Origin of the sequence: Rheinheimera muenzenbergensis, from assembly GCF_036984005.1 — a bacterium.
GTDB classification, from domain to species: Bacteria; Pseudomonadota; Gammaproteobacteria; order Enterobacterales; family Alteromonadaceae; genus Alishewanella; species Alishewanella muenzenbergensis.
This window is the reverse complement of sequence record NZ_JALAAR010000008.1, coordinates 71,764-95,517: the sequence shown is the minus strand read 5'-3', so window position 1 is coordinate 95,517 and position 23,754 is coordinate 71,764. Positions and strand designations below refer to the sequence as shown.

Below are 23,754 nucleotides of genomic sequence, written 5' to 3'. Positions count from 1 at the left end.
GGCTTAGCGTAGCTTATCTGCCACAGCCAGCACGGCCGGTAAAACGTCCTGCCCCAGCTTCATAGAGCGGATATCAGACCAGCCATAGGCTTCATCCGGCAAGTTTGCGTTGTCTTTAAATGGCATTTCGACTGTGTATGCCAGGCAGTTAAATTGCTCGCCAACCCAGGCAGTAGCAATGGTCATATTGGCCTGGCCAGGTGCATCCAGTTCATAGCCGTATTCTGTCTGAAACTCTGGTGTAACGGTAAGCCAGCTTTGTTTAAACAGATTTTCCAGCTGCTTAATGCGCTCATTGTATGACGGCACACCTTCGCTACCGGCGACAAAGTTATACGGCAGGTTTTCATCACCGTGAATGTCGAGAAACATGTCACAGCCGATTTCCTGCATTTTCTGCCGGACTAAAAACACTTCCGGGCTTTTTTCCATGCTGGGGTTTAACCATTCACGGTTTAAGTTCATACCGGCAGCATTGGTACGCAAATGGCCACGCACTGAGCCGTCCGGGTTCATATTTGGCACAACATAAAATACCGCTTTTTCCAGCAGCGCACGGGCAACACCATCATCTTCATCTAGCAGCCGATCTAAAAAGCCTTCAATAAACCACTCGGCCATTGACTCGCCCGGATGCTGGCGGGCAATAACCCAAATTTTCTTTTTGCTGTCGTCGGGCTCACCCACTACCAGCATACTCATATCACGGCCATCCAGCGTAGCACCCAGTTCTACCAGCTGACAGTTGTAATCTGACTGCGCCTGATGCAGTAAATCCATATGACGCTCATAGCTGTATGGCGCAAAGTAAGCAAAATACACTGATTCGGCTTCCGGGTAATGCGTGATAGTCAGCTCTTTGCCGTTGTAATCGGTTTCTACCCGAAACCAGGTTTGCCGATCGTACGAGGCTACCGCTTGATAATCTTTCCAGCCATCCGGGTAAGCCGAGTCACCGGCATTGGTGAGCGTCAGCTTATGCACCTGATTGTGTGGCGTGCTTAAGCGAAAATGAAACCACTGGTAAAAATCGGACTGGTTGTCTTTGCGAATGGCCAGTTTGATGTTGTCCGGCGAGCTGGCTTCAAGTACTTCAATATTGCCGCTGTCGAAGTTGCTGGTAATTCTCATGAGTGTGATCCGTATTAACTGATGTTGGTAAGTGCAGGCAGCAAAAAATAGCGTGGTGCCACCCTCGAATAAGCTGATTCTAACAGGTTAACACAAAAGAAAAAGCCGCTATCAAGCGGCTTTTCGATAAAACAACAGCTTAACGCGCTACGGGCAGCGTTGGGTATTTAATACCGGCCATATCGTTCATTACGCGGATAACCTGGGTGCTGTAACCAAACTCGTTGTCATACCAGACGTACAACACGCAGCGATCACCATCTACGATAGTGGCTTGGGAATCAACAACACCGGCGTAGCGTGAACCCACCAGATCGGACGATACGATTTCGGTAGAGGCGGTAAAATCGATTTGATCCTGCAGCTCTGAGAACAACGAGGTGCGCTGCAGAAAATCGTTCATTTCATCGCGGTTGGTTTCGCGGTTTAAGTTCAGTGACAAAATCGCCATTGACACATTTGGCGTCGGCACCCGGATAGCATTGCCGGTTAATTTGCCTTTTAACTGTGGCAGTGCTTTGGCCACAGCACTGGCTGCACCGGTAGAGGTTAACACCATGTTCAGCGGCGCGGCACGGCCACGGCGCTCTGCACTGTGGAAGTTATCAATCAGGTTTTGATCGTTGGTGTATGAATGCACGGTTTCTACGTGGCCATTACGAATACCAAACTCATCTTCCAACGCTTTTAATACCGGCGTAATGGCGTTAGTGGTGCAACTGGCTGCCGAGACAATGTTGTGCTCTGGCAATATCATATGCTGGTTTACACCATAAACGATGTTCGGCACTTCGCCTTTGGCAGGTGCAGTTAATAGTACTTTGGCAGCACCTTTGCTTTTAAAATGAATGCTTAGCTCTTTGTCATCTTTCCAGATACCGGTGTTATCCACCACTAAGGCGTCCTGAATACCATATTGGGTGTAGTCCACCAGCTCTGGTGAATTAGCGTAAATTACTTTGATAAAAGTACCGTTAGCTTTAATACCCTGGTTTTCTTCATCTACAGTAATGCTGCCGTTAAAAGGGCCATGAATAGAGTCACGGCGCAGCAAACTGGCCCGTTTTTCTAAATCACCTTTTTTACCGCCACGCACCACTACAGCGCGCAGACGTAATTTGCTGCTTGGGCCAGAGCGTTCTAACATTAAGCGGGCCAATAACCGCCCAATACGGCCAAAACCGTACAGTACTACGTCTACCGGTTTAACCTGATCTTCGTGATCAAGCAATTCGGCCAATTCACGCGCCAAATACTGCTCCAGTTCAGTGCCGTTAGCAGCATTTTTATAAATATAACCATAAGCCAGCTTACCAATATCAACCCGCCCCGGCGCCAGGTTCATCTTGCTGATGGCATCCAGTACCGGAAAGCTCTCGCGCAGGCGCAGTTTCTGGCCTTCAAAACGTTCTACGCTTTTATGGGCTTTAATAATGTCGATAGTGGTAGCATTTACCAGCGGGCGGCCATACACCACCACTTCAATGCCTTTGTTACGATACAAGCGACCGATAATAGGCTGCATGTTTTCGGCATATTCCTGGCGTTCCTGCCAGCTTTTCTGATACTGCTCTGCGTGCGATAGGGTCATGAGTAGAGGCCTTTTACTTCAGTAAGATGAATTAATCGGGTATTGCCAACGCGCGGTCTGCGCCGCTTTATGCTCTGACGGCGCGTATTGTAATAGAAGTTGAAAGGTAACGACAACAGTTACAGAATTTTTATTCCACATCGCCATTGAAGCTTAGCGCCACGGAATTAAGGCAATACCGCTGTCCGGTCGGCGCCGGGCCGTCGGTAAACACATGACCTAAATGCGCATCGCAGTTAGCACAAACAATTTCAGTCCGTATCATGCCGTGGCTATTGTCTTGCTGATAGCTGACTTTGCCCTCAAGAGCCTGATAGAAACTGGGCCAACCGCAACCGGCATCAAACTTGGTAGCGGATGAAAACAAACTGCTGCCACAACAAATACAGTGATAAGTTCCGGCTTTGTCGTTATGCAAAAGTTCACCGCTAAATGGGTATTCAGTGCCCTTTAACCGGGTAACCCGGTATTGCTCATCGGTTAATCGCTCTCGCCACTGCTGTGCGGATAATTTCATGTTGTAACTCCGATTTTAACCCTGTGTCTGTCAGCATTAAAGCTGGGTTTAATTGACAATGAAGTTGCGCTTTGCCAAGACGGCTAATTGATTTTGCAATAGTTTTCACATTGCTGTCATGATTTTCTGTTTCACTGCGCTGGTCAAACCAGGAGAATAATAATGACCAGACTGACCCGTCGCGATTTTCTAAAAGCCTCTGCCGCCGGTTTTGGCTCGGTAGTGATATCGACCAGCTTAATCGGCTGCTCCAGCGATACCCGTGAACCGGTAGCCTTACCCTATCGTGTGCAATTTTTACATGGTGTCGCCAGTGGCGACCCCAGCTCAGACGCCATTATATTGTGGACCCGTGTCAGCGCCGACGCAACAACAGTGCCGCTGCAGTGGCAACTGGCGGAAGACAGACAATTTAACCGTATTATCCGCAGTGGTGATACCAGTACGTCAGCAAGCAGTGACTACACAGTAAAAATTGATGTGCGAGATCTGAATGCCGGCACAGAATATTTTTACCGCTTTAAAGCCGGCACTGTCACCTCAGCGGTGGGCCGGGCTAAAACCTTGCCGGCCGCCGGCGTAGATGCGGTTAAACTAGCGGTGTTTTCCTGCTCGAACTACCCGACAGGTTATTTTCATGTTTACGCCAAAGCGGCAGAAATTAGCGATCTGGATGCAGTAATCCACTTAGGCGATTATATCTACGAATATGGCGAAAGTGGCTACGCCAGCGAAAACGCCGCCGCGCTCGGCCGGGTGGTGTTGCCAGCGACAGAAATACTTAGCCTGAGCGATTATCGCAGCCGCTATGCCCAGTACCGCACTGATGCCGCTTTACAGCAGTTACATGCTACGGCACCTTTTATTGCGGTGTGGGACGATCATGAAATAACCAATGACACCTGGCGTGACGGCGCCGAAAATCATCAGCCCGATGAAGGAGATTTTAATGCCCGCAGACAAGCGGCATTAAAAGCCTATTTTGAGTGGATGCCGATCCGCCCGGTAGCGACCAATGACGAACTGACCATTTACCGCCAGTTTGAGTTTGGCGATTTGCTCAACCTGTTAATGCTGGACACCCGTGTTATAGGCCGGGATGAGCAATTAAGCTATGCCAGTTACACTGATCCGGTCAGCGGCCAGCTTGACAGTGCGCGTTTTAGTGCTGATTTGATGCAGGCCAACCGTACCTTGTTAGGTAGCGCTCAGTTGCAATGGGTAATGGACAAAATAGCGCAATCTGATGCACGCTGGCAGCTGCTGGGCCAGCAAGTGTTGATGGGTAGAATGCTATTGCCAGCGGCCATAGCTACGCAACAGCTGAGTATCAGTGACTTTGCCACCCTGGCCGCACTGGCGCAATTGGCCGCCCGGGCACAGGCCGGCGATCCCAGCCTGACTGCCGAGCAATTAGCTTACTTGCAGGCTAATCAGGCCAGGCTAACCCCAGAGGTGCTGGCTTTGCTGCAGCTGCCAGCTATTCCGTACAATCTGGATGCCTGGGATGGCTATCCGGTTGAGCGCGAGCAGATCCTGGCGCAGGTAAAAGCCCGGAACAAAAAAATGATCGTGTTGGCAGGTGATACACACAACGCCTGGGCCAATCATCTGGATTTAGCCGACGGAACACCGGTTGGGGTTGAATTGGCAACGTCGTCGGTTACTTCACCGGGTTTAGAGCAGTATATTGGTTTGCCTGATCGGCAAACGGCGGCGGCAACAGAAGCCGGCCTGGTACAGTTGGTTGCACCGTTACAGTATACCAATGTCTATGATCGGGGTTTTATGCTGCTGAATATTAGCCGCGAGGCAGTGCGTTGCGACTGGCTGTATGTTGACAACATTTTAGCACCCACTGCCGCTATGTTGCCTGAGCGCCAGCAAACTGCTGTTGTGAGCTGGCATGCGGACAATGCGCCACGCTTAGCGCTACAAAACTAAACTGGCACAGCCGCTAGTAAAGGGCTGCTAACTATTAATCGGCAAACAGTTTTTCAATATTGCGGTAATAATTGGTGGCCCTGGCAGCATGCGGGTTTTGCAGATTGGCCACCAGTTGCCGCAACTGTGACTCGTTATCGGCCAGCACAAAACTATAACCGCTGCTTCGGGATGTACGCACCGACATCGACAGCTGTATAGTGCCGTCGCCACTGCGGATATAATTCAGGCTGTCACGCACCGGAAAACGCTCCAGGCTGTAATAAAAAAACTGCAATGCGTATTCAATTTTCTGAAAAGTGGTTGGGTAACTGTTACGGGCATCGTTAAAGCTGCTAACGGCATAACCAATAACATCGCTACGGGGAAAGGCAGTTACCGGCCTGATATTGTCAAAACTGAAGTTTAGTTTGCAATGGCCACTGGCCTTTTGCTCAATTAAGCGCCAGCATAATTCATTTTGGTCAACGGCAAAGCTAACCGGACGATCAGCAGCAGTAACCGCCAAACTGAACAAGCTAAACGCGCACAACAGAAGTCCTTTTACACCACGCATTGGTACATCCTCCATGACTGCAGTATCACTACCCAAACAACATCAATACTCAATGTGTACCCTTCTGTTATAGCGTTATAATTAAACCTATGCAATTGATCCGGATAAGGAAATAATGACTATCACGCAGTTTTATGACTAAACTGTCATAATGTCATACCAGTTAAACCTAGCAGTTTTGTTTTATTAACACAACCTGAATTTGCTGACAAAATAACTACATTTTGATGCAGGTAATTATCCTGTTAACTCCGGCCCGGTTCAAAGCTGTTATAGCGCGGCAGATCGGCATCTAAATCTTCCCAGTTGGCTTTGGAACTATAAAAATTATGTGATAACGGCCGCTCGCTGATATCAGTGTTGAGAATACCCAGCCGTATGCGGATACGCGTCGGATCTTCTGCATTACTGCTGTATACCGGTGAGCCACAATTGCGACAAAAGTGCCGCAGCCTACCCGGTTTAAAAGCAAACTGGCTTAACTGCTCTGCACCTTTTAGCACGGCAAAATCCGCAGTTTGCACAAAACCGTTGGTAGCAAAAGCGGTACCACTGGATTTACGGCACAATGAGCAGTGGCAATGAATAATACTGCTTATAGGTCCGCTAATTTCAACTGTCACTTCACCACATAAACACGCGCCCTGGTACATACTATTCCTTTTTAGTTGCGACTACCGAAGCCAGTAAACTGTCCCGGTAGTGCGGAAAGAACCGGTTATCATTGTTAGTCATAAAAATAATCAATAATTGGCTGTCAGCATAATAACGCAAGTCAGCACTAAAAATGCCGTTACTGCCACCATGACGCACCACTTTACCCTGTTCCCCAGCCGGTTCTATTATCCAGCCATAGCCATAAAAAATGCCAGCGCGGGAAGTAGCAACATGTGGTGTAAACAACAAGGCTGTTGACGCTTTATTAAGCACGGTTTCGGTTTGTAGTGCCTGATGCCAGCGGACGAGATCTGCAAGAGTCGATAAAAAGCCGCCATTAGCATGCAAATTCCACCAGGGGCCATCTTTATCCCAGGACTTTTCCAGCGGAGTGCCCCAGCGCTTACTGCTGCCATCTGCTTTGCCGCCCCAAAAGCTATCGCGCTCTAACTCATAACCTGTTGCTATCGGCAGGGTTTGCCAGTCCGGCATGAGGTAACCGGTATTAACCAAGCCGGCAGGTTGCAATAAATGCTGCTGAACGTACTGCTCATAGCTCTGGCCGGATACCCGCTCAATAACCAAGCCTAGTAGCGCGTAACCGGCATTGGAATAGGAAAACGCAGTGCCTGGCGGTGTGTCAAGTTTGGAGCTAAACAAACGCTTTATAAAGGTATTACGACTAACTTTGCTGTAATCGCCGCCGGATAAGTTATTTACCAGCCCTGAGCTGTGAGTTAGCAGCTGATGCAGCGTAATGGGCTTTTTGTCAGCCCCGGCTTCGGGGAAAAACTGCCCCAACGTATCGGTCAATTGCAGCTTACCCTGCTGCTGCAACTTTAATATTGCAGTGGCAGTAAACTGTTTGGTAATAGAGCCGATATCAAACGCCGTGTCGGTAGTAAAGGCTCTGCCGGCCTCATGATCAGCCGTACCGTAAGCTTGCAACAACAGTGGTTTACCCGCCTGTATAACTGCCACCTGACCGTCAAAGCCGTCGGCAACGGCTTGCAGGCTCCAGCGCTGCAGCGCTGTTGGTTCAGCACTGGCCACAGGCGCCAACAACAAAGTCATGCTGTAAACCAGCGCGCAAACTAAAAGGTGTTTATGCAGCATTTATCTATCCTTAGTGAGGCCAAAATCAATTTTACACCCTATTAGCGCCGGCATAGCTTCGCTGTTTCGCCATCCAGCCGTTGCTCAACACAAGTCCTTACGGCTTATCCAGCAGTGATAAAAGCCGCTTAAGCTCAATCAGCACCAATTGCGGCTCGTCGAACTGCACATAATGCCCGCTGTTATCGGTTAACACTGCCCGCCCCTGCGGGAATTCAGCTGCCCAGCTTTGCCAGTGCTCGCCCCATAGCTTTCGACCTTGGTCAGTAAAAAACAAGTTTGGTGGGTTTTTCGTCGTTTTGACTGAAGCAATAACTGTGACTGGCATATCCTTAATTTGTGGGTAATCAGGTAGTGGCCTTTTGCTCCAAAAGTCTAAATAGCTATTCGACATGCCATTTGCCATGTCATCAAGTTTAATCTGAGCAATTTCTTTGTTGCCCTGCACAAGGTCAATTGCACGCAGGACATCAACATCATGCTCAGACGATGGGTCCAGCATTAATAGCGCTTTAATTTTATCCGGATAAGCCGCCGCGAAATCACGCGCGACACTGCCACCATAAGAATGGGCAACGTAAATAACAGGTGCGGTTACATTAAGTTTTTCCAGTAATTCGCTGGCGTAGTCAGCATAATCACACGAGGTAAAATGGCGTTTAATTTGGGTTGAATTACCGTTGCCAACTCGGGAATAGCGCACCACCTTCGCCTGCTGTGCCATCAGGTTAAACACCGGATCCCAGTCAGTCATGGCTGAGCCACCGCCGGCCTCCAGTAAAATGGTTTGCTTACCGTTTCCGGCTATTTCGTATTCCAGCTCAAATTCATTCACTTTAATAAATTGGCTTGGTTCAGCCGATAAGCAGAAACAGGTTGCCGCACAGGCGAAGAGAAAAAACTTCAAAATAGCTCCTTATATTGCATAAACATCAGGCCGGTATATTTGCATAAAGGTGTCGGGTTTATTCAGCGCAGCAAAACCAAATTTGGCGTATAAACCATGCGCATCAGACGTTGCCAGCGTAAAGCGACGCACATCAGCTACACTGGGGTGTTGCAGTACGGCTGTCATTAACTTTGCAGCTATACCCTGGCCGCGATACTCAGGCCAGACAATGACATCGACTAAATTAGCAAAGGTTGCCTGATCGGTAATAATGCGGCAAAAGCCTACCTGCTGGTTGTCAGCATAAGCAGCAATACATACCGAATGAGCGATGCTGCGCTTTACAGTCTCCAGCGAAATGCCTTTGGCCCAGGTGCTTTCTGTAGTAAGAAAATGATGAATTTTGCCAATATCCAAGCGCGATTTATCTTCGCTGATAGCTATTTCTGTCATATGTTGTCCTTGCTATCACGGTGACCTTGCTGCTTCAGCAGGTAATATCCCAATACAATTAACGGCACATTAGTGGTTATCGGGTTAAAAGCTTCAAGTAGAATGAAAGGCGTCATTATGGCAGCGAAAATTAACAAGCCGACTAAACCAATAATATTTAACAGTTGAACCAGCTTTAGCCGGTAGCAACAAATAAATACCAGGCCAAAAATCACTTCAGCCACGCCAGCGGTTTTCACCAGATAATAAGTAATATCATCAGAGAACCCCAGACTGCCGGTCATTGCCTGCTCTAAAGGCGCAATTTGCAATAATTTAGGAAAGATCCCGTGGTAAATCCATGTGAAACCAATAACATAACGCGCAAGTTGTACCATGTTCAAAATTCGACATTCCTTATCTAATTTAACCATTCATATCATGGAAGTAGGCAATCATAATGCTAGGGCCGCGTTAATTTGAGTATTTCTGTCGCATCTGCAGCAACGACTATCAACGTCTGTTTATCTTTAAGCTGCAACGTTACCGGTATATAGCCGCCTTGCTCTGCAGCATACATTTTTCCATACCAGATTGGTGGTGCTGCGCTGAGATCTTTGATAATCGTTAAGCCTTCAGCAGCAGGAACATCGTTATGTTTTTGCACTGTAATAACGCTGCTTTGCAAATCCACATTTAACCAGGCAGGTTTATCTGCATGCTTCCAAATACCTGCAATATCAGCGGCTTGAGCACCAAATACAAAAAATAACGCCAGAAGCTTAAAACTAAGTGCCAATTTTGATCCTTTTTTTGGTACTACACTGTCTGATCTAAATGGTGTGAATCGGCATTCATGCTAGTAGATTTAATTAGCAAAGTGAACAACTTATTTACAATAGCAGGTTTAAAAAAACCACCCGTAGGTGGTTTTTTCTGACTCGCCTTTTCAGGCTTATTTTAGTGTCACGCTAAGCTTGCTAATAACGTTTAGCGCTTTTTGCGTTGCGGCTGCAACAGTGTCACTTAACGCCAGGGCTACGCCCATCCGGCGCTCGCCTTGTACTTCGGGTTTGCCAAAGATCCGCAGCTCTGTGTCCGGCTCTGCTAAGGCCTCTGCCAGTCCGTGATACTGAATATCTGCACTGTGGCCAGGCACCAGCAGCACGGCAGAGGCTGCCGGGCCGTATTGTTTAATTTGCGGGATTGGTAAGCCCAAAATGGCACGGGCATGCAGCGCAAACTCGCTAAGTTGCTGCGATATCAGCGTTACCATACCGGTATCATGTGGCCTTGGCGACACTTCAGAGAAATACACCGCATCGCCTTTGATAAATAGCTCAACGCCAAACAGGCCGCGCCCGCCAAGTGCCTCTACAACGGCTTTGGCATAAGTTTTTGCTGTTTCAAAGGCTCTTTCGCTCATTGCCTGCGGTTGCCAGCTTTCACGGTAATCGCCTTTTTCCTGCCGGTGGCCTATAGGCGCACAATATTGAATCCCGGACATCGAATTCACCGTCAGCAAGGTAATTTCGTAGTCAAAATCGATAAAACCTTCAACAATTACCCTGCCCTTACCGGCACGACCGCCTTCCTGAGCATACAGCCAGGCCGCATCGAGATCAGCATCTGCACGCAGCACACTTTGGCCTTTACCGCTGGACGACATTATCGGTTTTACCACGCAGGGGTAACCAATAGCCTTTACCGCCTCGATAAAGCTGGCTTTATCGCTGGCAAACTGAAATGGCGACGTGGCTAATTTAAGCTCGTCGGCGGCCAGACGGCGAATGCCTTCGCGGTTCATTGTCAGGTTAACCGCTTTGGCACTGGGCACAACGTTAAAGCCGCAATCTTCCAGTTCAATTAATACTGACGTGGCGATGGCTTCCAGTTCGGGCACTATCAGCGCCGGTTTTTCGCTGATCACCAGTTGGCGCAAGGCGGCATTATCCAACATCGACATCACCACGGCTTTGTCAGCCACCTGCATCGCCGGTGCATTAGGGTAACGATCGACCGCTACCACTTCACAGCCATAACGCTTTAATTCAATACACAGCTCTTTGCCCAATTCACCGGCGCCGAGTAACAAGACTTTAGTGCTGCTGGCGCCAGATGGGGTGCCTATTGCTTTGATTGTCATTTTATTTTCACCATTGGCCGCTCAGGCTGGCTCCATTCAACGTGAAACATCTTGCCTTTGGCTTTGTCGGTGCGCTCAAAGGTATGGGCACCGAAATAATCACGCTGGCCCTGCAGTAAGTTCGCTGGCAATACTGCCGTGCGGTACGAGTCGTAATAGCTTAGCGCCGAGCTTAATGCTGCCACCGGAATACCGGCCAGGGTGGCATTAGCCACCGCTTTACGCCAGTTTTGCTGATAAACCGAAATTTGTTTGGCGAAAAACGGATCCAGTAACAGGTTTTCCAGCTCGTCGTTGCGCTCGTAGGCTTCAGTAATAGACTGCAAAAACACCGCGCGGATAATACAGCCGGCACGCCAGATTTTGGCAATTTCAGCAAAATTGAGTTGCCAGCCATGCTCATCGGCAGCAGTTTTCATTAAATGAAAGCCCTGCGCATAAACACAGATCTTGGCGCAGTACAACGCATCATGCAGCGCCTGAATAATATCGGCTTTTTGATCTGCCGAGATCAGGTTTTGCGCAGGTCCTGCTAATACCGTAGCGGCTTTTACCCGCTCAGATTTTAATGCCGATAACGAGCGGGCATACACTGCTTCAGCAATAGTTGGCGCCGGGCTACCCAGCTGTAAACTGCTGACCGCTGTCCACAAACCGGTGCCTTTTTGCCCGGCCTTATCCATAATGACATCGACCAGCGGCAAACCGGTTTCGGAATCTTTTGTCGCCAGTACTTCAGCACTGATGCCAATTAAATAGCTGTGCAGCTTGCCTTCGTTCCAGCCTTTAAACACGGCAGCAATTTCAGCTGCTGGCATGCCTAAAATGTCACGCATTACCTGATACGCTTCGCAAATCAGTTGCATGTCAGCGTATTCAATACCGTTGTGTACCATTTTGACATAATGGCCCGAGCCACTTGGGCCAATGTACGTTGCACAAGGCTCACCTTCGGTAACCGGGTTACCTGGCTCAAAACGTTCGATTGGTTTGCCGGTGGCCGGATCAACCTTGGCAGCAATGGCCTGCCACAGCGGCTTTATGCGGGTCCAGGCGTAAGGGTCGCCACTTGGCATTAACGACGGGCCAAAGCGGGCACCGACTTCACCGCCAGAGACAGCAGTAGAGAAGAAAATAAACTTGCCTTCAAAATCTTTTTCCCGCGCCACGGTATCGGTCCACAAGCTGTTACCGGTGTCTACGACGATATCATCTGCCTGAATACCGGCATCAATCAGTTTATGGCACACATCATCTACCGGCTTACCGGCAGGCACCGACAGTACAATAAGGTGCGGCGCAGACAAGCGCGATAACAGTTCAGTGTAAGAGCTACAAGCAATAACCCGGGCCGGCTTGTCGCCACGTTCGGCAGTATCCTGCTCCAGTACCGACTCCAGTTTTTGATGATCCAGGTCAAAGGCGGCGACCCGGTAACCATTATCGGCCAGGTTTAAAATGAGATTTTTACCCATCACCCCGGCACCGACAAAACCGATATCGCAAAGTGCTGCTGTGTCTGTCATCGGACATTCCTTCAAATTGTAGTTCTGCGGCTGTACGCCAAAAGCGAGCTTATACAAACGGCGCGCATTATACTGAAAAGCCTTGGCTACGCCTACAGCCAGACCGAGATACTCTGTGCATTCTGCTGATATTGGCTAAGTTTTTCATTACCAGCCTGCAACATGCCTTTGTCGATACTGGTATCCATCACCAACTTACGTGCACTGCCCGGCAAGGTAAGTGCCACAGGCTTATTTTGGGCATTAAATACACATAACAAACTGACATTATTGTGTTTATTGGTAATTTGACAGATACAGCTATGGCGTTCAGGCTGGTGCCAGTCATGCGGTTGCTTTTCGCTACCATCGGGCAAAAACCACTGCACCTGATGCTTATCTCCATGTAACTGATAGCTGTCATCTAACAGGGATAACTGTTGTAAACACGGATATTGCGAGCGCAGTGCCATCATCTGCCGGACAAAATTAAGAAAATCTTCTTCGTCGGCATCCAGATGCCAATCCAGCCAGCTGATATCGTTGTCCTGACAATAAGCATTGTTGTTACCGCGCTGGCTATGGCTTAGCTCGTCACCGCCCAGCCAGTGGATCATGCCCTGGCTCAGCAGTAACGTCGTCACCAGATTACGTTTATGCAAATAACGATTGGCCAGCACGCCGGCATCCTTGCTGACGCCTTCCACGCCGTGGTTACAACTTAAATTATGGCCATGGCCATCGCGGTTTTCTTCACCATTTAACCAATTGTGCTTGTCGTTGTAACTGACCAGATCATGCAGGGTAAAGCCATCATGGTAGGTTAAATAATTTACGCTGCAGCACGCCGGTTTATGATGTTTTTGAAAAATATCGCGCGAGCCTAGCAGCCGGGTAGTAAATTCCGGCAATACTGCCTTGTCACCGCGCCAGAAGGCGCGAAAGGTATCACGGCATTTATCATTTAGCTCTGACCAGTGCGCCGGAAATTGCCCCAGCTGATAGCCCATGGGGCCCACATCCCAGGGTTCGGCAATCAGTTTTACCTGGGATAACACCGGGTCCTGGGCAATGATTTGAAAAAACGCCGCATAGGGGTTAAAGCGTTTGTGCTCGCGAGCCAGCGTCGGGGCTAAATCAAAGCGAAAGCCATCTACCTGCATTTCGGTTGCCCAGTAACGCAGTGCGTCCATTACCAGCTTTTGCACCATAGGGTGCGCTACGTTTAGCGTGTTACCACAACCGGTATAGTTGCAACTCTGGCTGAAATCGGTGATATCGGCGTGGCTTTCAAACAAATAATAGTGTTTATTGGCCAGGCCACGAAAGCTCAGTAAGGGGCCGTCATCACCGCCCTCTGCAGTATGGTTAAACACCACATCGAGAATAACTTCGATACCGGCCTGATGATAACTGCGTACCAGCGTTTTAAATTCGCTTACTGCATCTTCCAGCTGATAACGCGGATCGGGAGCAAAAAAACACAACGGGTTATAGCCCCAATAGTTAGTCAGCTGCAGTTTATTTAACCGCGGCTCACTCATAAAGGCGGCGACCGGCAGCAGTTGTAACGTTGTCACGCCTAATTGCTGCAAATGTTTGATAATAGCTGGCTGACACAAGCCAAGATAAGTACCGCGTAACTGCTCGGGTACTTCCGGGTGTAGCATTGTCATGCCCTTAACATGGGCTTCATAGATGACGGTTTTTTCGCGCGGAACCTGCGGCTTTGCTGCACCCTGCCAATCAAACGGTAAATCAGACAATACCGCCTTGGCCAGCATATAACTGCTTTTGCCGGCGTATAAGCGTTCATTAAAGCGGATTTTGCGGTTTAATTTACGCGCATAAGGGTCAAGTAAAATACGCTCAGCATCAAACAGCAGCCCCTGTTCAGCCTGCACCGGCCCGACAGCCTTTAAAGCATACAAGGTGCCGTCTGTTATGCCGTGCACAGCCAGATGCCAGATAGCACCTGTGCGGCCGCTAAAGGGAATTTCGGCCAGTAACTCTTCAGTATCTGGCGCAAATAAGCATAACAGCAACGCTGTAGCATCTGGCGCAAATACTGCAAAATTCCAGCCTGAATTTGCAGGCGTTGCCGCAGCAAGGCGACTGGCGCCAAGCGGACTGCTGTGTCCGGTGTCCAATTGTAGTAATGCAATCTGATGACTCATAAGAACTGCCGTTTACTTCTGTATTGTTAAGCCGTTATATCAGCGTTTTTTCCGCAAATACAGGGTAGCCAGTGGTGGCAGCTGCAGTTTTATATGCTGAGCCTGCCCCTGATACGGCGTGGCAATACTATTAAGTGCCATGCCAACGTCAAAGTTGCTACCCCAGTAGTATTCACTGTCGGTATTCAGAATAACCTGATACTCCCCCTCCTGCTCCACCCCCAGCATAAAATCCTGTCGCGGCAGTGGCGTAAAATTGGCTAAAACATAAATCACATCACCACTTGCATCGCGCCGCAAAAAGCTTAATGTGCTGTTGGCTGCATCCTGATGATCCAGCCAGGCAAATCCCCGATGGTCATAATCGAGCTGGTACAGCGGGGCGCAACGTTTATAGGTGTGGTTTAAATCGCGAAACAGCTGCTGCATACCGCGGTGTTTATCATAATCCAGCAGGTGCCAGTCCAGGCTACGGCTATGGCTCCATTCGCTGCTTTGAGCAAATTCGTTCGCCATAAAATTGAGTTTTTTGCCCGGATGCGCAAACATAAAGGCAAGATAGGCGCGCATATTGGCCGCCTGCTGCCATTCATCCCCGGGCATTTTATGCAAAATACTGCCTTTGCCATGCACCACTTCGTCATGTGACAGCGGCAAAATAAAGTTTTCGTTGTAGGCGTACACCATTGAGAACGTCAGATCATTGTGATGATAACGCCGGTAAGCCGGATCTTTACTGATATAGCGCAGGCTGTCGTTCATCCAGCCCATGTTCCATTTAAAGCCAAAACCCAGGCCTCCGCTATCTACCGGACGCGATACCATCGGAAATGAAGTCGACTCTTCGGCAATAGTCATCGCCTTGGGGTATTTACTGTACACTTCGCTGTTAAACCAGCGGAATAAACTTATCGCTTCATAGTTATGGTTGCCGCCGTCGACATTGGGGATCCACTCGCCCTCTTTGCGCGAATAATCCCAGTACAGCATCGATGCCACTGCATCTACCCGCAGGCCGTCAATATGGAAATGTTCCAGCCAATAAAGCGCGCTGGCCACCAAAAACTGCCGCACATAGTCTTTACCGTAGTCATAAATACAGGAGTTCCAGTCCGGGTGCCAACCCCGGCGTGGGTCTTCGTACTCATACAACTGACTACCATCAAAACGGGCTAAACCATGGCCATCTTCCGGAAAATGCGCCGGTACCCAATCTAGAATAACGCCGATGCCAGCCTGATGGCACTGGTCAACAAAATACTTAAAGTCATCCGGTGTGCCAAAACGTGATGTCGGCGCAAACAGCCCCAGTGGCTGATAACCCCAGGAGCCGTCGAATGGGTGCTCCATTACCGGCATCAGCTCTATATGGCTGTAGCCCATGTCCAGCACATAAGGAATAAGCTCTGAAGCCAGCTCGCGGTAACTCAGCGGCTGGTTATCCGCTTTGCGCCGCCAGCTTCCGGCCTGAACTTCGTAAATACTGATGGCGGAAGTAAGCGGATCTGTTGCAGCACGCTGTTGCCAGTTACTATCCTGCCATTGGTATTTGCTGTGGTCATACACCAAAGAGGCGTGCGACGGAAACTGTTCGGCGTAAAACGCCATCGGATCGGCTTTATGCGGTAATAAATTGCCTACTTTATCTTTTATTTCATATTTATAGCGCACACCGGCAGCCACCTGCGGCACGACCAACACCCAATGGCCACACAAGGTGCGCTGCATCGGGTGTAAACGACCGTCCCAATCATTCATATCACCCACCAGGCTGACACTGCTGGCATTGGGTGCATACACAGCAAAACGGCTGGCACTAACTGTTTTGCCGGCAACATCCAGGGTGATTAGCTGAGCGCCAAGCTGGCGATACAGGTTTTCCGGCTGGCTATTTACATAATGCACCGCATAAAAAGCCTGCTCGGTAAATTGATAAGGGTCGAGTAAGTCGTACTGATAACTGCCCTGACTAACTTTTAAAATATAAGGCTCAGCGCTGCGTTTACGTGGCAGGCGCAGCTCAAACAGCCCACTGATATCAGCATCTGCGCTCAATTCGCCCAGCACTTTTGCGGTTTTTACCGATAGCGCCGTTACCGCCGTCGCTGTTGGTAAATACACCCTTAATAACCAACCAGTAGTGCTGTCAGGTTTAATAGGCTGCCAGCCCAGTATTGTAAAAGGTTCAGCACAATTTGCCCCAGGTAATTGCGTTACGCTCATTGCCATTCCTTGATATTCAAAGTTTTTCTACCTTAACAGAGCCGGGCCAAAATGCTATGGCGCTATACGCCATAGATTAACTGTTCGCCCGCCGGGTGCTAATATCGACAAACAGCTGCCGGATCTGCGCATTGTGCTGCCATTGTTCAATATTCTGCGTCAGCTTCCGCCGCCAATTCGGATACTCACTGCTGGTGCCGGGGATATTAACCGGCTGGCTCATCTCCAGTGCGTCTTCCAGTTGCAAACACAGTAATTGACTGCTGGTGGCTGCTAAATGACGCTGCATGGCAAAGTTTAATGTCTGATCCATAGCCAGATGCTCACTACTGCGGCTGTAATCTGTCGGCAATACCTGATGGCCATGCAAGGAGTCCAGAATTCGTTGCTTATTAGCGTGACGCTGGCCATACAGCTGTTGTAACTGGATCTCGTTTTTATATAACCCCAGCTCTTTACCCAAGCGTAAATCATCACAATGCCAGAACCCAATCAGTGTTGGCAGATCATGCGTGGTTAACGTGGCCATGGCTTGTGCCGGGTAATGCGCCGGAGACAGGTAGCCCCCGTCGGCGGCAGTTTCAAAGAAAAACACCCGGTACGAATACACACCATAGTCTGCCAACAGTTCACGAATACCCTCCGGCACGGTACCGAGATCTTCACCGATAACCACGGCAGCATTGCGCTGACTTTCCAGCGCCAGTATGCCTAGTAAATCCATAATCGGGTAATACAGGTAGGCACCGCCGCTGGCATCGGCCGCCGTTTTCGGCACCCACCATAAGCGCAGCAGCGCCATAACATGGTCAATGCGTAATGCGCCGGCATCGCGCATATTGGCACGCAATAAATCAATAAACGGCTGATAGCCCTGCTTATATAGCTGATAAGGTAACATAGGCGGCAGGCCCCAGTTTTGTCCGGCCGGGCCCAATGGATCCGGTGGTGCCCCTATGCTGGCATTGCGGCAATACAAGTCAGCATTGCCCCAGATTTCTGTCGAGGCTTCACTCACACCCACAGCCAAATCACGATACAAGCCAAGTAACATGCCGGCATCTTTGGCGACCTGCTGCGCCCCAGCCAGTTGCTGCTGGGCAATATATTGCAGATAACAGTAAAAACCGATATCGGCCTGATGTTGTTCAGCAAACTGCTGTACCGCAGCAGATTGCGGATCGCGATACTGCTCTGGCCATACCGGCCAGCCCCAGTTGGCGTTGTCCTGCTGATACAGCTGAACATGTAACGCATCGTATAATGCCAGTTGCTGCAGGCTGGCGCCGCCTTGCTGTATAAACTGCATAAATTCGGTATCTGTTTGCCCACCCTGCTCAACAAACCACTGATACAGGCTGCGCATGGCTGGCAATTTAAGTTGCATCACGCCAGTGTAATCAACGTAATCTTTACTACGCTGCTCTGCCAGCTGGCGGGCAAATTCAGGTGCCTGTACCTGGGCTGCCGTGCGCTGGCACTGGTTAAAGCCTGGCATAGCACTAACGTCGATGTAGCTGATGTTCAGCCAGCGCCGCGATGAAGGGCTATAAGGGCTGGCATTTTCCGGCAAGGCCGGATACAAAGCATGGATCGGGTTTAAACCGACAAAATCAGCCCCGACAGATGCCAGATAGCGCACCGTGTTTGCCAGATCGGTAAAGTCGCCAATTCCCCAGTTGCGCTCTGAGCGCAAACCATAGAGTTGCAGCGCTATACCCCATTGTTTCTTCTGCGTAAAAGCGGCTGGCTGATAACAGTGTGCTGGCGTAACAATAAGTTGCTGGCAATAAGTCATATCCTGATGCTGCAAGACCAGCTGGTGATAGCCGGCAGCCAGGCTAAAAGGCAGCGTATGCTGATACTGGTGGTATTCTGTTTCATCTAGCTGCACTACCTGCACCAGTTCGCCCTCTACCGGTACCAGGTTAAAGTGCTCAGTGCGGCCATCTTCGGTGTGCACTGCACATTGCATCGGCTCTGTGGCTTGCAGCAAATCTACCTGCAACAACAGTTGCAGCGGCGTATCGGCCGCTTGCACCGACACCGGTTGCAGCAGCTGTAGCCAAAAGTCCAGCTGGCGCTCAAGCAATTGCTCACGCGCCAGCGCATCATCGTCAATAGCAAAGCCTTGTGCCTGTAATAACTGCAGCTGGTCTGCTTCTGTTACCGTTACCGGGTGGCCCCAGGCATCATTAAAGCTTGTTTCAACTCCACAAAATGCAATCAGTTCAGCGCGCAGTGCAGCGTCCATTGGTTTCCCTTAATTAAATCCGGCTGGCAACTATTTTAGGTGGCCGTTGCCAGAAAGTCATTGGCCATTTGTGTCATAAAATTACATAAATACCGATTTAGTCGCGTTTTAAACTTGAAATATGCGCAAATTAATGTAATTTTACTACACATCAGCTTTATTTTGTGTCAGAACAGCTATTAAACGAGGTTTTTATGACGATTCGTGTCGCTATTAATGGTTTTGGCCGCATTGGCCGCAACGTGCTGCGTGCCTTATACGAAAGCAGCAAAAATTACGATATTAAAGTAGTGGCCATCAACGACTTGGGTGATGCCGCCATTAACGCGCATTTGCTGAAGTATGACACAGCACACGGTATTTTTGCTGCTAACGTTGAGCACAGCGACAAAGCTATTTACGTTAATCAGGATGAAATTATCACCCTGAGTGAGCGCAATCCGGCTAATCTGCCGTGGCAGCAGCTAAAAGTTGACGTGGTACTGGAATGTACCGGCCTGTTTACCGATCGCAAATCTGCCGGTGCGCATTTAGAGGCCGGTGCAAAAAAAGTCATTATCTCGGCCCCGGCTAAAGATGTCGATGCCACTATAGTGTACGGCGTTAACCAGCATATATTAACGCCGCAAATGAACATTATCTCTAACGCCTCTTGTACCACTAACTGCTTAGCCCCAATTGCCAAGCCGTTAAATGATGTACTGGGTATTGAATCGGGTTTAATGACCACTATCCATGCTTATACTAACGATCAGCGCTTAAGCGATGTCTATCACACTGACGTACGCCGTGCCCGCGCTGCTGCTATGTCGATGATCCCGACTAAAACCGGTGCGGCTGCGGCGGTAGGTTTAGTGGTACCAGAACTGGTAGGCAAGTTTGACGGTTTAGCGGTGCGGGTACCTACGCTTAACGTTTCACTGGTCGACTTAACCTTTATTGCCGGTCGCAATACGTCAATTGATGAAGTCAATGACATTATTCGCCAAGCCGCAGCAACTGGTGCTATGGCAGAAGTATTGGCAGTAAATGATTTACCCCTGGTGTCGGTAGATTTTAACCATAATCCGAAATCATCGATATTTGATGCCACTGAAACCCGTGTTAATGGCCGGCTGGTAAAAGTAATGAGCTGGTATGACAATGAATGGGGCTTCAGTAACCGCATGTTGGATAACACCGTTGAATTTATGAAGCACGCTTAATCCGTTGCAACCTGAAACAGCCAGCATTATGCTGGCTGTTTTGTTTTAACGACAATGCTGCAGAGCAGGACATTCTTTCTTCATCGCCTTCAACAGCACATCCCTGTGCTGTCACAGCCTGCGCGGCGTCTAGGCCGCTGTTACGAAAGAACACCTGCTCCACAGCTCTTACGTTTAGTGTTATCGTCCGGAGAATAAACATGGTAGAGACAGCCATTAGCCAGCAAACCGGTTTTGGCCATTTAACCGACCTGCCCTGCATTAAACTGCAGTATGGTAGCGCCAGTGCCGTTATTTCGTTGTATGGTGCACAGGTATTGTCTTATCAACCGGCGGCAGAAAACGAAATCCTCTGGCTATCACCCAAGGCGCAATGGCATAACCAGCAAGCTATCCGTGGTGGCGTGCCGGTATGCTGGCCCTGGTTTGGTGCGCCCGCTGCGGTATTTAACCCGCAACATAGCGTCTTAGCTAACCATGGTGTGGTAAGAAACCGGCTATGGCAGCTTGGGCGTCAACACTGTTCTGCTGCAGGTGTCAGTCTGACGTTGACAATCACCGTCGACGATCTGCCGCACTATCAGGGCAGTGCCACCTTACAGCTTTGCCTGACATTAAATGACAGCCTGACAATAGCGCTGAACTGCAATAGCGTTATGCCGCAACAGGCGGCGCTACACAGTTATTTCGCTGTCGATGATATAGATTCGGTGTTAATACGGCCGCTACCAGAGCATTATTTTGATAAGGTCACAGATCAGGAACATCGTGATCGCCGCTGCAGCACAGCTATCAGCGACGAAACAGATCGTATATATCAGCACAGCGCTAATCAGTTACGGCTCGATTGTGGCCAACAGCAACTGGCGCTCAGTCAGTCCGGCCATGATGCAACAGTAGTATGGAACCCCTGGCTGCAGAAAAGTATGGCCATCTCAGATCTGCCCGACCACAGCTACCGCCAGTTTGTCTGTGTCGAAAGCGCCCGCCTTGGCCTGGACAGCCAGACGTTAACCCTTAGCCAGCAGATAACGCGGCTTTAATTACCGCCTTTTAAAAATTGCTTTAAGTCCTGCTGCGGATAGCCCAGCTGTCCCAGCAGTTCGGGTACTTCATCCATTGGCATAAACACGTTTTCAAAGTGCTCAACTATGCCATATAAATCAGCACCTTGCTCTTTTAAACGCTGAGCGGTGGCTAAATGAATATTGCGCACGAATTCACTGGTCATTACGGTTGCTCCAATAAAAATTGCCGCCCGATAGTGGCTATTTTTTAACCGCAAATCAAGTGAAAATTATTCATGTCAGCGCCAACTCGACTGAAACGTCTGTTTTAAAGTGACATTTTGTCCTTGCTGGTCCTGCAGCTGCAACACCAGCTGCCATTGCATATCAGGTTCGCTGCAGGCACCTAGTAAAAATTCGGCCTGCCAGCTGTTCGCAGCTAACTGGCTGAACCGAATGGGTACTCGTCCCATATACATGTTAACGCCGGTAAGCTCACCACTAACCGCGGTAAGGCCCTCAGCCTCTAACGTTAGCGTTAACGGCGTTTCTACCGGTGCATGGCCCGGCGCTAATGTCAGGTTGATGCCATCGCTGTGCAGCAATTGCCTGGGGCTGGTTGGCGCTGTCGTTGCCGGAGTACAACTAATAGCGCATAGCGCGAGTAAAATAAGCAGATAAAATAGCCGCATAACAGGACCGTGACAGGAAAATACCGGCTTATTGTATGCTGTTTTAATGAAAAGCTTCAAACTACGGCTACACTTGGTTAATTATTAATCAGGGACTTTGTTCTAAATCATAAAACGGGCTGTTTCGCCTATCTTTTTAGGGGCAAAACCCTTAATATGCGGCCCCAAATTGGTATGGTAATAGCCACAGTTTTTGTGATGTTGCCAAGCCTATAACAAGAACGGCTGTGACACAGCCGGTGTCAGTAACCAGCACAAACTGCAGCGGAACTCAACATGAGCCAGACCAATTCGTTAAATGTTGACTACAACTATAGCGTTGTCCGCCTCTTTGCCTTAACCACCGTTTTATGGGGGATTATAGGTATGGCGGTAGGCGTGTTAATCGCGGCCCAGCTTTATTGGCCGTCACTGAACTTTGATATCCCCTGGCTGACTTACAGCCGGTTGCGGCCGTTGCATACCAACGCCGTCATTTTTGCTTTTGGTACCAGTGCGCTGTTTGCCACCAGTTATTACATCGTACAACGTACCTGTCAGGTGCGTTTATTTGCCGAAAAGCTGGCGATGTTTACCTTCTGGGGTTGGCAAGCGGTTATTGTTGCCGCTGTCGTAACGTTGCCGCTGGGTTTAACCAGCAGCAAAGAATACGCCGAGCTGGAATGGCCAATCGATATTTTGATTACGCTGGTGTGGGTATCGTACGCCATAGTGTTTTTTGGCACTCTGGTAAAGCGTAAAACCAGCCATATCTATGTAGCTAACTGGTTTCTTGGTGGTTTTATCCTTACCGTTGCGGCGCTGCACATTGTAAACAGCATGGCGATACCGGTCAGCGCGTTTAAATCCTACTCGGTATACGCTGGTGCGGTCGATGCGATGATCCAATGGTGGTATGGCCACAATGCGGTAGGCTTCCTGTTAACCGCCGGTTTCCTTGGTATGATGTACTACTTTGTACCTAAGCAAGCGGGTCGTCCGGTTTATTCATACCGCTTATCTATAGTGCACTTCTGGGCACTTATTGCATTGTATATCTGGGCGGGTCCACACCACTTGCACTATACCGCGCTGCCAGACTGGACTCAGTCTTTAGGCATGGTTATGTCGGTTGTGCTGTTTGTACCAAGCTGGGGTGGCATGATCAACGGTATCATGACGCTGTCCGGTGCCTGGCATAAGCTGAAAACCGACCCTATTCTGCGTTTCTTAATTGTATCGCTGTCGTTCTATGGTATGTCGACCTTCGAAGGCCCGATGATGGCAATAAAATCAGTAAATGCGCTGTCGCATTACACTGACTGGACTATCGGTCATGTTCACTCAGGTGCGCTTGGTTGGGTTGCGATGATCTCGATTGGCGCGATTTATCACCTGATCCCGGTGTTATATAACCAGGGCCGCATGTACAGCATTTCGCTGATCAATACCCACTTCTGGCTGCACACTATCGGCGTAGTATTGTACATCGTCGCTATGTGGATCTCGGGTATTACCCAGGGCATGATGTGGCGTGCAGTTAACACTGACGGCACCTTAACCTACAGCTTTGTGCAAAGCCTGGAAGCGTCAATGCCGTTTTATCTAATGCGCTTTATTGGTGGTGTATTCGTGGTAGCCGGTATGCTGTTAATGGCGTACAACGTCTACAAAACGGTGCGTGCCAAAGATGAATCACTGCAAGCTGTTCCGGCAGCGGCGTAAGAGGTAGA

21 protein-coding genes are annotated in these 23,754 nt (G+C 49.4%); 4 read left to right on the top strand and 17 right to left on the bottom strand.

The window, feature by feature from the left end:
- Nucleotides 1-3: 3 nt before the first annotated feature.
- The 3 genes from MN202_RS10835 to msrB all read right to left on the bottom strand — a co-directional run bounded on the left by MN202_RS10835 (nucleotide 4) and on the right by msrB (nucleotide 3,239).
- Entirely contained in the window at nucleotides 4-1,131 is a 1,128-nt protein-coding gene (locus tag MN202_RS10835) for a M14 family metallopeptidase (protein WP_335736138.1), read from the bottom strand.
- 139 nt (nucleotides 1,132-1,270) lie between these two features.
- The gene (locus MN202_RS10830) at nucleotides 1,271-2,722 is read right to left on the bottom strand and encodes a glyceraldehyde-3-phosphate dehydrogenase (RefSeq protein ID WP_335736137.1); all 1,452 of its coding nucleotides are present in this window, start codon (nucleotides 2,720-2,722) and stop codon (nucleotides 1,271-1,273) included.
- A gap of 130 nt (nucleotides 2,723-2,852) precedes the next feature.
- Nucleotides 2,853-3,239 carry a peptide-methionine (R)-S-oxide reductase MsrB gene (msrB, locus tag MN202_RS10825; RefSeq protein ID WP_335736136.1) on the bottom strand — a complete coding sequence of 129 codons (387 nt, stop codon included), beginning with the start codon at nucleotides 3,237-3,239 and terminating at the stop codon, nucleotides 2,853-2,855.
- Nucleotides 3,240-3,401: 162 nt separating this feature from the next.
- Between msrB and MN202_RS10820 the strand changes: the two genes are divergently transcribed.
- Nucleotides 3,402-5,183 carry an alkaline phosphatase D family protein gene (locus MN202_RS10820; RefSeq protein WP_335736135.1) on the top strand — a complete coding sequence of 594 codons (1,782 nt, stop codon included), beginning with the start codon at nucleotides 3,402-3,404 and terminating at the stop codon, nucleotides 5,181-5,183.
- 34 nt (nucleotides 5,184-5,217) lie between these two features.
- On the opposite strand, the gene MN202_RS10815 is transcribed toward MN202_RS10820, so the two are convergent.
- From MN202_RS10815 to malQ, 12 genes are all read right to left on the bottom strand, one after another.
- The gene (locus MN202_RS10815; RefSeq protein ID WP_335736134.1) at nucleotides 5,218-5,739 is read right to left on the bottom strand and encodes a hypothetical protein; all 522 of its coding nucleotides are present in this window, start codon (nucleotides 5,737-5,739) and stop codon (nucleotides 5,218-5,220) included.
- Nucleotides 5,740-5,984: 245 nt separating this feature from the next.
- Nucleotides 5,985-6,392 (bottom strand): GFA family protein, encoded by a 408-nt coding sequence (locus MN202_RS10810; RefSeq protein WP_335736133.1) that lies wholly within the window; start codon nucleotides 6,390-6,392, stop codon nucleotides 5,985-5,987.
- Between the two features lies 1 nt (nucleotide 6,393).
- Nucleotides 6,394-7,470, bottom strand: a complete 1,077-nt coding sequence (locus tag MN202_RS10805; RefSeq protein ID WP_335736132.1) for a serine hydrolase domain-containing protein — start codon at nucleotides 7,468-7,470, stop codon at nucleotides 6,394-6,396.
- A gap of 139 nt (nucleotides 7,471-7,609) precedes the next feature.
- Nucleotides 7,610-8,419, bottom strand: coding sequence for an alpha/beta fold hydrolase (locus MN202_RS10800; RefSeq protein ID WP_335736131.1), 810 nt, complete (start codon nucleotides 8,417-8,419; stop codon nucleotides 7,610-7,612).
- A 9-nt stretch (nucleotides 8,420-8,428) separates the two neighbouring features.
- Nucleotides 8,429-8,854 (bottom strand): GNAT family N-acetyltransferase, encoded by a 426-nt coding sequence (locus tag MN202_RS10795; RefSeq protein WP_335736130.1) that lies wholly within the window; start codon nucleotides 8,852-8,854, stop codon nucleotides 8,429-8,431.
- Nucleotides 8,851-9,231, bottom strand: coding sequence for a DoxX-like family protein (locus MN202_RS10790; protein ID WP_335736240.1), 381 nt, complete (start codon nucleotides 9,229-9,231; stop codon nucleotides 8,851-8,853). The genes MN202_RS10795 and MN202_RS10790 overlap by 4 nt, the downstream gene beginning before the upstream one ends.
- A gap of 65 nt (nucleotides 9,232-9,296) precedes the next feature.
- Nucleotides 9,297-9,632 (bottom strand): hypothetical protein, encoded by a 336-nt coding sequence (locus MN202_RS10785; protein WP_335736129.1) that lies wholly within the window; start codon nucleotides 9,630-9,632, stop codon nucleotides 9,297-9,299.
- A 156-nt stretch (nucleotides 9,633-9,788) separates the two neighbouring features.
- A complete protein-coding gene (gene purT, locus MN202_RS10780) occupies nucleotides 9,789-10,979 on the bottom strand; it encodes a formate-dependent phosphoribosylglycinamide formyltransferase (RefSeq protein WP_335736128.1) in 1,191 nt (396 codons plus the stop codon).
- Nucleotides 10,976-12,505, bottom strand: coding sequence for an NADP-dependent phosphogluconate dehydrogenase (gene gndA / locus MN202_RS10775; RefSeq protein WP_335736127.1), 1,530 nt, complete (start codon nucleotides 12,503-12,505; stop codon nucleotides 10,976-10,978). The genes purT and gndA overlap by 4 nt, the downstream gene beginning before the upstream one ends.
- A 92-nt stretch (nucleotides 12,506-12,597) precedes the next feature.
- On the bottom strand, nucleotides 12,598-14,661 hold the full coding sequence (gene glgX / locus MN202_RS10770) for a glycogen debranching protein GlgX (protein WP_335736126.1): 2,064 nt from the start codon (nucleotides 14,659-14,661) through the stop codon (nucleotides 12,598-12,600).
- 39 nt (nucleotides 14,662-14,700) lie between these two features.
- On the bottom strand, nucleotides 14,701-16,884 hold the full coding sequence (glgB, locus tag MN202_RS10765) for a 1,4-alpha-glucan branching protein GlgB (protein WP_335736125.1): 2,184 nt from the start codon (nucleotides 16,882-16,884) through the stop codon (nucleotides 14,701-14,703).
- Between the two features lie 76 nt (nucleotides 16,885-16,960).
- Nucleotides 16,961-19,138, bottom strand: coding sequence for a 4-alpha-glucanotransferase (gene malQ / locus MN202_RS10760; protein ID WP_335736124.1), 2,178 nt, complete (start codon nucleotides 19,136-19,138; stop codon nucleotides 16,961-16,963).
- Nucleotides 19,139-19,332: 194 nt separating this feature from the next.
- Between malQ and gap the strand changes: the two genes are divergently transcribed.
- Both gap and MN202_RS10750 read left to right on the top strand, forming a co-directional pair.
- Nucleotides 19,333-20,343 (top strand): type I glyceraldehyde-3-phosphate dehydrogenase, encoded by a 1,011-nt coding sequence (gene gap / locus MN202_RS10755; RefSeq protein WP_335736123.1) that lies wholly within the window; start codon nucleotides 19,333-19,335, stop codon nucleotides 20,341-20,343.
- Nucleotides 20,344-20,543: 200 nt separating this feature from the next.
- Nucleotides 20,544-21,386: a D-hexose-6-phosphate mutarotase gene (locus MN202_RS10750; RefSeq protein ID WP_335736122.1), complete on the top strand. Its 843-nt coding sequence runs from the start codon at nucleotides 20,544-20,546 to the stop codon at nucleotides 21,384-21,386.
- On the opposite strand, the gene MN202_RS10745 is transcribed toward MN202_RS10750, so the two are convergent.
- Complete coding sequence (locus MN202_RS10745; protein WP_335736121.1) at nucleotides 21,383-21,574, bottom strand: hypothetical protein; 192 nt, start codon at nucleotides 21,572-21,574, stop codon at nucleotides 21,383-21,385. The two genes, MN202_RS10750 and MN202_RS10745, sit on opposite strands and share 4 nt — an antisense overlap.
- A gap of 75 nt (nucleotides 21,575-21,649) precedes the next feature.
- Entirely contained in the window at nucleotides 21,650-22,042 is a 393-nt protein-coding gene (locus MN202_RS10740; RefSeq protein ID WP_335736120.1) for a hypothetical protein, read from the bottom strand.
- A 276-nt stretch (nucleotides 22,043-22,318) separates the two neighbouring features.
- Between MN202_RS10740 and ccoN the strand changes: the two genes are divergently transcribed.
- Nucleotides 22,319-23,746 carry a cytochrome-c oxidase, cbb3-type subunit I gene (ccoN, locus tag MN202_RS10735; RefSeq protein ID WP_335736119.1) on the top strand — a complete coding sequence of 476 codons (1,428 nt, stop codon included), beginning with the start codon at nucleotides 22,319-22,321 and terminating at the stop codon, nucleotides 23,744-23,746.
- Nucleotides 23,747-23,754: the final 8 nt, after the last annotated feature.

What these genes read in the sequence shown, in the direction of transcription:
- MN202_RS10835 (WP_335736138.1), bottom strand. Translation starts at nt 1,131, where the DNA reads ATGAGAATTACCAGCAACTTCGACAGCGGCAATATTGAAGTACTTGAA.
- MN202_RS10830 (WP_335736137.1), bottom strand. Translation starts at nt 2,722, where the DNA reads ATGACCCTATCGCACGCAGAGCAGTATCAGAAAAGCTGGCAGGAACGC.
- msrB (WP_335736136.1), bottom strand. Translation starts at nt 3,239, where the DNA reads ATGAAATTATCCGCACAGCAGTGGCGAGAGCGATTAACCGATGAGCAA.
- MN202_RS10820 (WP_335736135.1), top strand. Translation starts at nt 3,402, where the DNA reads ATGACCAGACTGACCCGTCGCGATTTTCTAAAAGCCTCTGCCGCCGGT.
- MN202_RS10815 (WP_335736134.1), bottom strand. Translation starts at nt 5,739, where the DNA reads ATGCGTGGTGTAAAAGGACTTCTGTTGTGCGCGTTTAGCTTGTTCAGT.
- MN202_RS10810 (WP_335736133.1), bottom strand. Translation starts at nt 6,392, where the DNA reads ATGTACCAGGGCGCGTGTTTATGTGGTGAAGTGACAGTTGAAATTAGC.
- MN202_RS10805 (WP_335736132.1), bottom strand. Translation starts at nt 7,470, where the DNA reads ATGACTTTGTTGTTGGCGCCTGTGGCCAGTGCTGAACCAACAGCGCTG.
- MN202_RS10795 (WP_335736130.1), bottom strand. Translation starts at nt 8,854, where the DNA reads ATGACAGAAATAGCTATCAGCGAAGATAAATCGCGCTTGGATATTGGC.
- MN202_RS10790 (WP_335736240.1), bottom strand. Translation starts at nt 9,231, where the DNA reads ATGGTACAACTTGCGCGTTATGTTATTGGTTTCACATGGATTTACCAC.
- purT (WP_335736128.1), bottom strand. Translation starts at nt 10,979, where the DNA reads ATGACAATCAAAGCAATAGGCACCCCATCTGGCGCCAGCAGCACTAAA.
- gndA (WP_335736127.1), bottom strand. Translation starts at nt 12,505, where the DNA reads ATGACAGACACAGCAGCACTTTGCGATATCGGTTTTGTCGGTGCCGGG.
- glgX (WP_335736126.1), bottom strand. Translation starts at nt 14,661, where the DNA reads ATGAGTCATCAGATTGCATTACTACAATTGGACACCGGACACAGCAGT.
- glgB (WP_335736125.1), bottom strand. Translation starts at nt 16,884, where the DNA reads ATGAGCGTAACGCAATTACCTGGGGCAAATTGTGCTGAACCTTTTACA.
- malQ (WP_335736124.1), bottom strand. Translation starts at nt 19,138, where the DNA reads ATGGACGCTGCACTGCGCGCTGAACTGATTGCATTTTGTGGAGTTGAA.
- gap (WP_335736123.1), top strand. Translation starts at nt 19,333, where the DNA reads ATGACGATTCGTGTCGCTATTAATGGTTTTGGCCGCATTGGCCGCAAC.
- MN202_RS10750 (WP_335736122.1), top strand. Translation starts at nt 20,544, where the DNA reads ATGGTAGAGACAGCCATTAGCCAGCAAACCGGTTTTGGCCATTTAACC.
- MN202_RS10745 (WP_335736121.1), bottom strand. Translation starts at nt 21,574, where the DNA reads ATGACCAGTGAATTCGTGCGCAATATTCATTTAGCCACCGCTCAGCGT.
- MN202_RS10740 (WP_335736120.1), bottom strand. Translation starts at nt 22,042, where the DNA reads ATGCGGCTATTTTATCTGCTTATTTTACTCGCGCTATGCGCTATTAGT.
- ccoN (WP_335736119.1), top strand. Translation starts at nt 22,319, where the DNA reads ATGAGCCAGACCAATTCGTTAAATGTTGACTACAACTATAGCGTTGTC.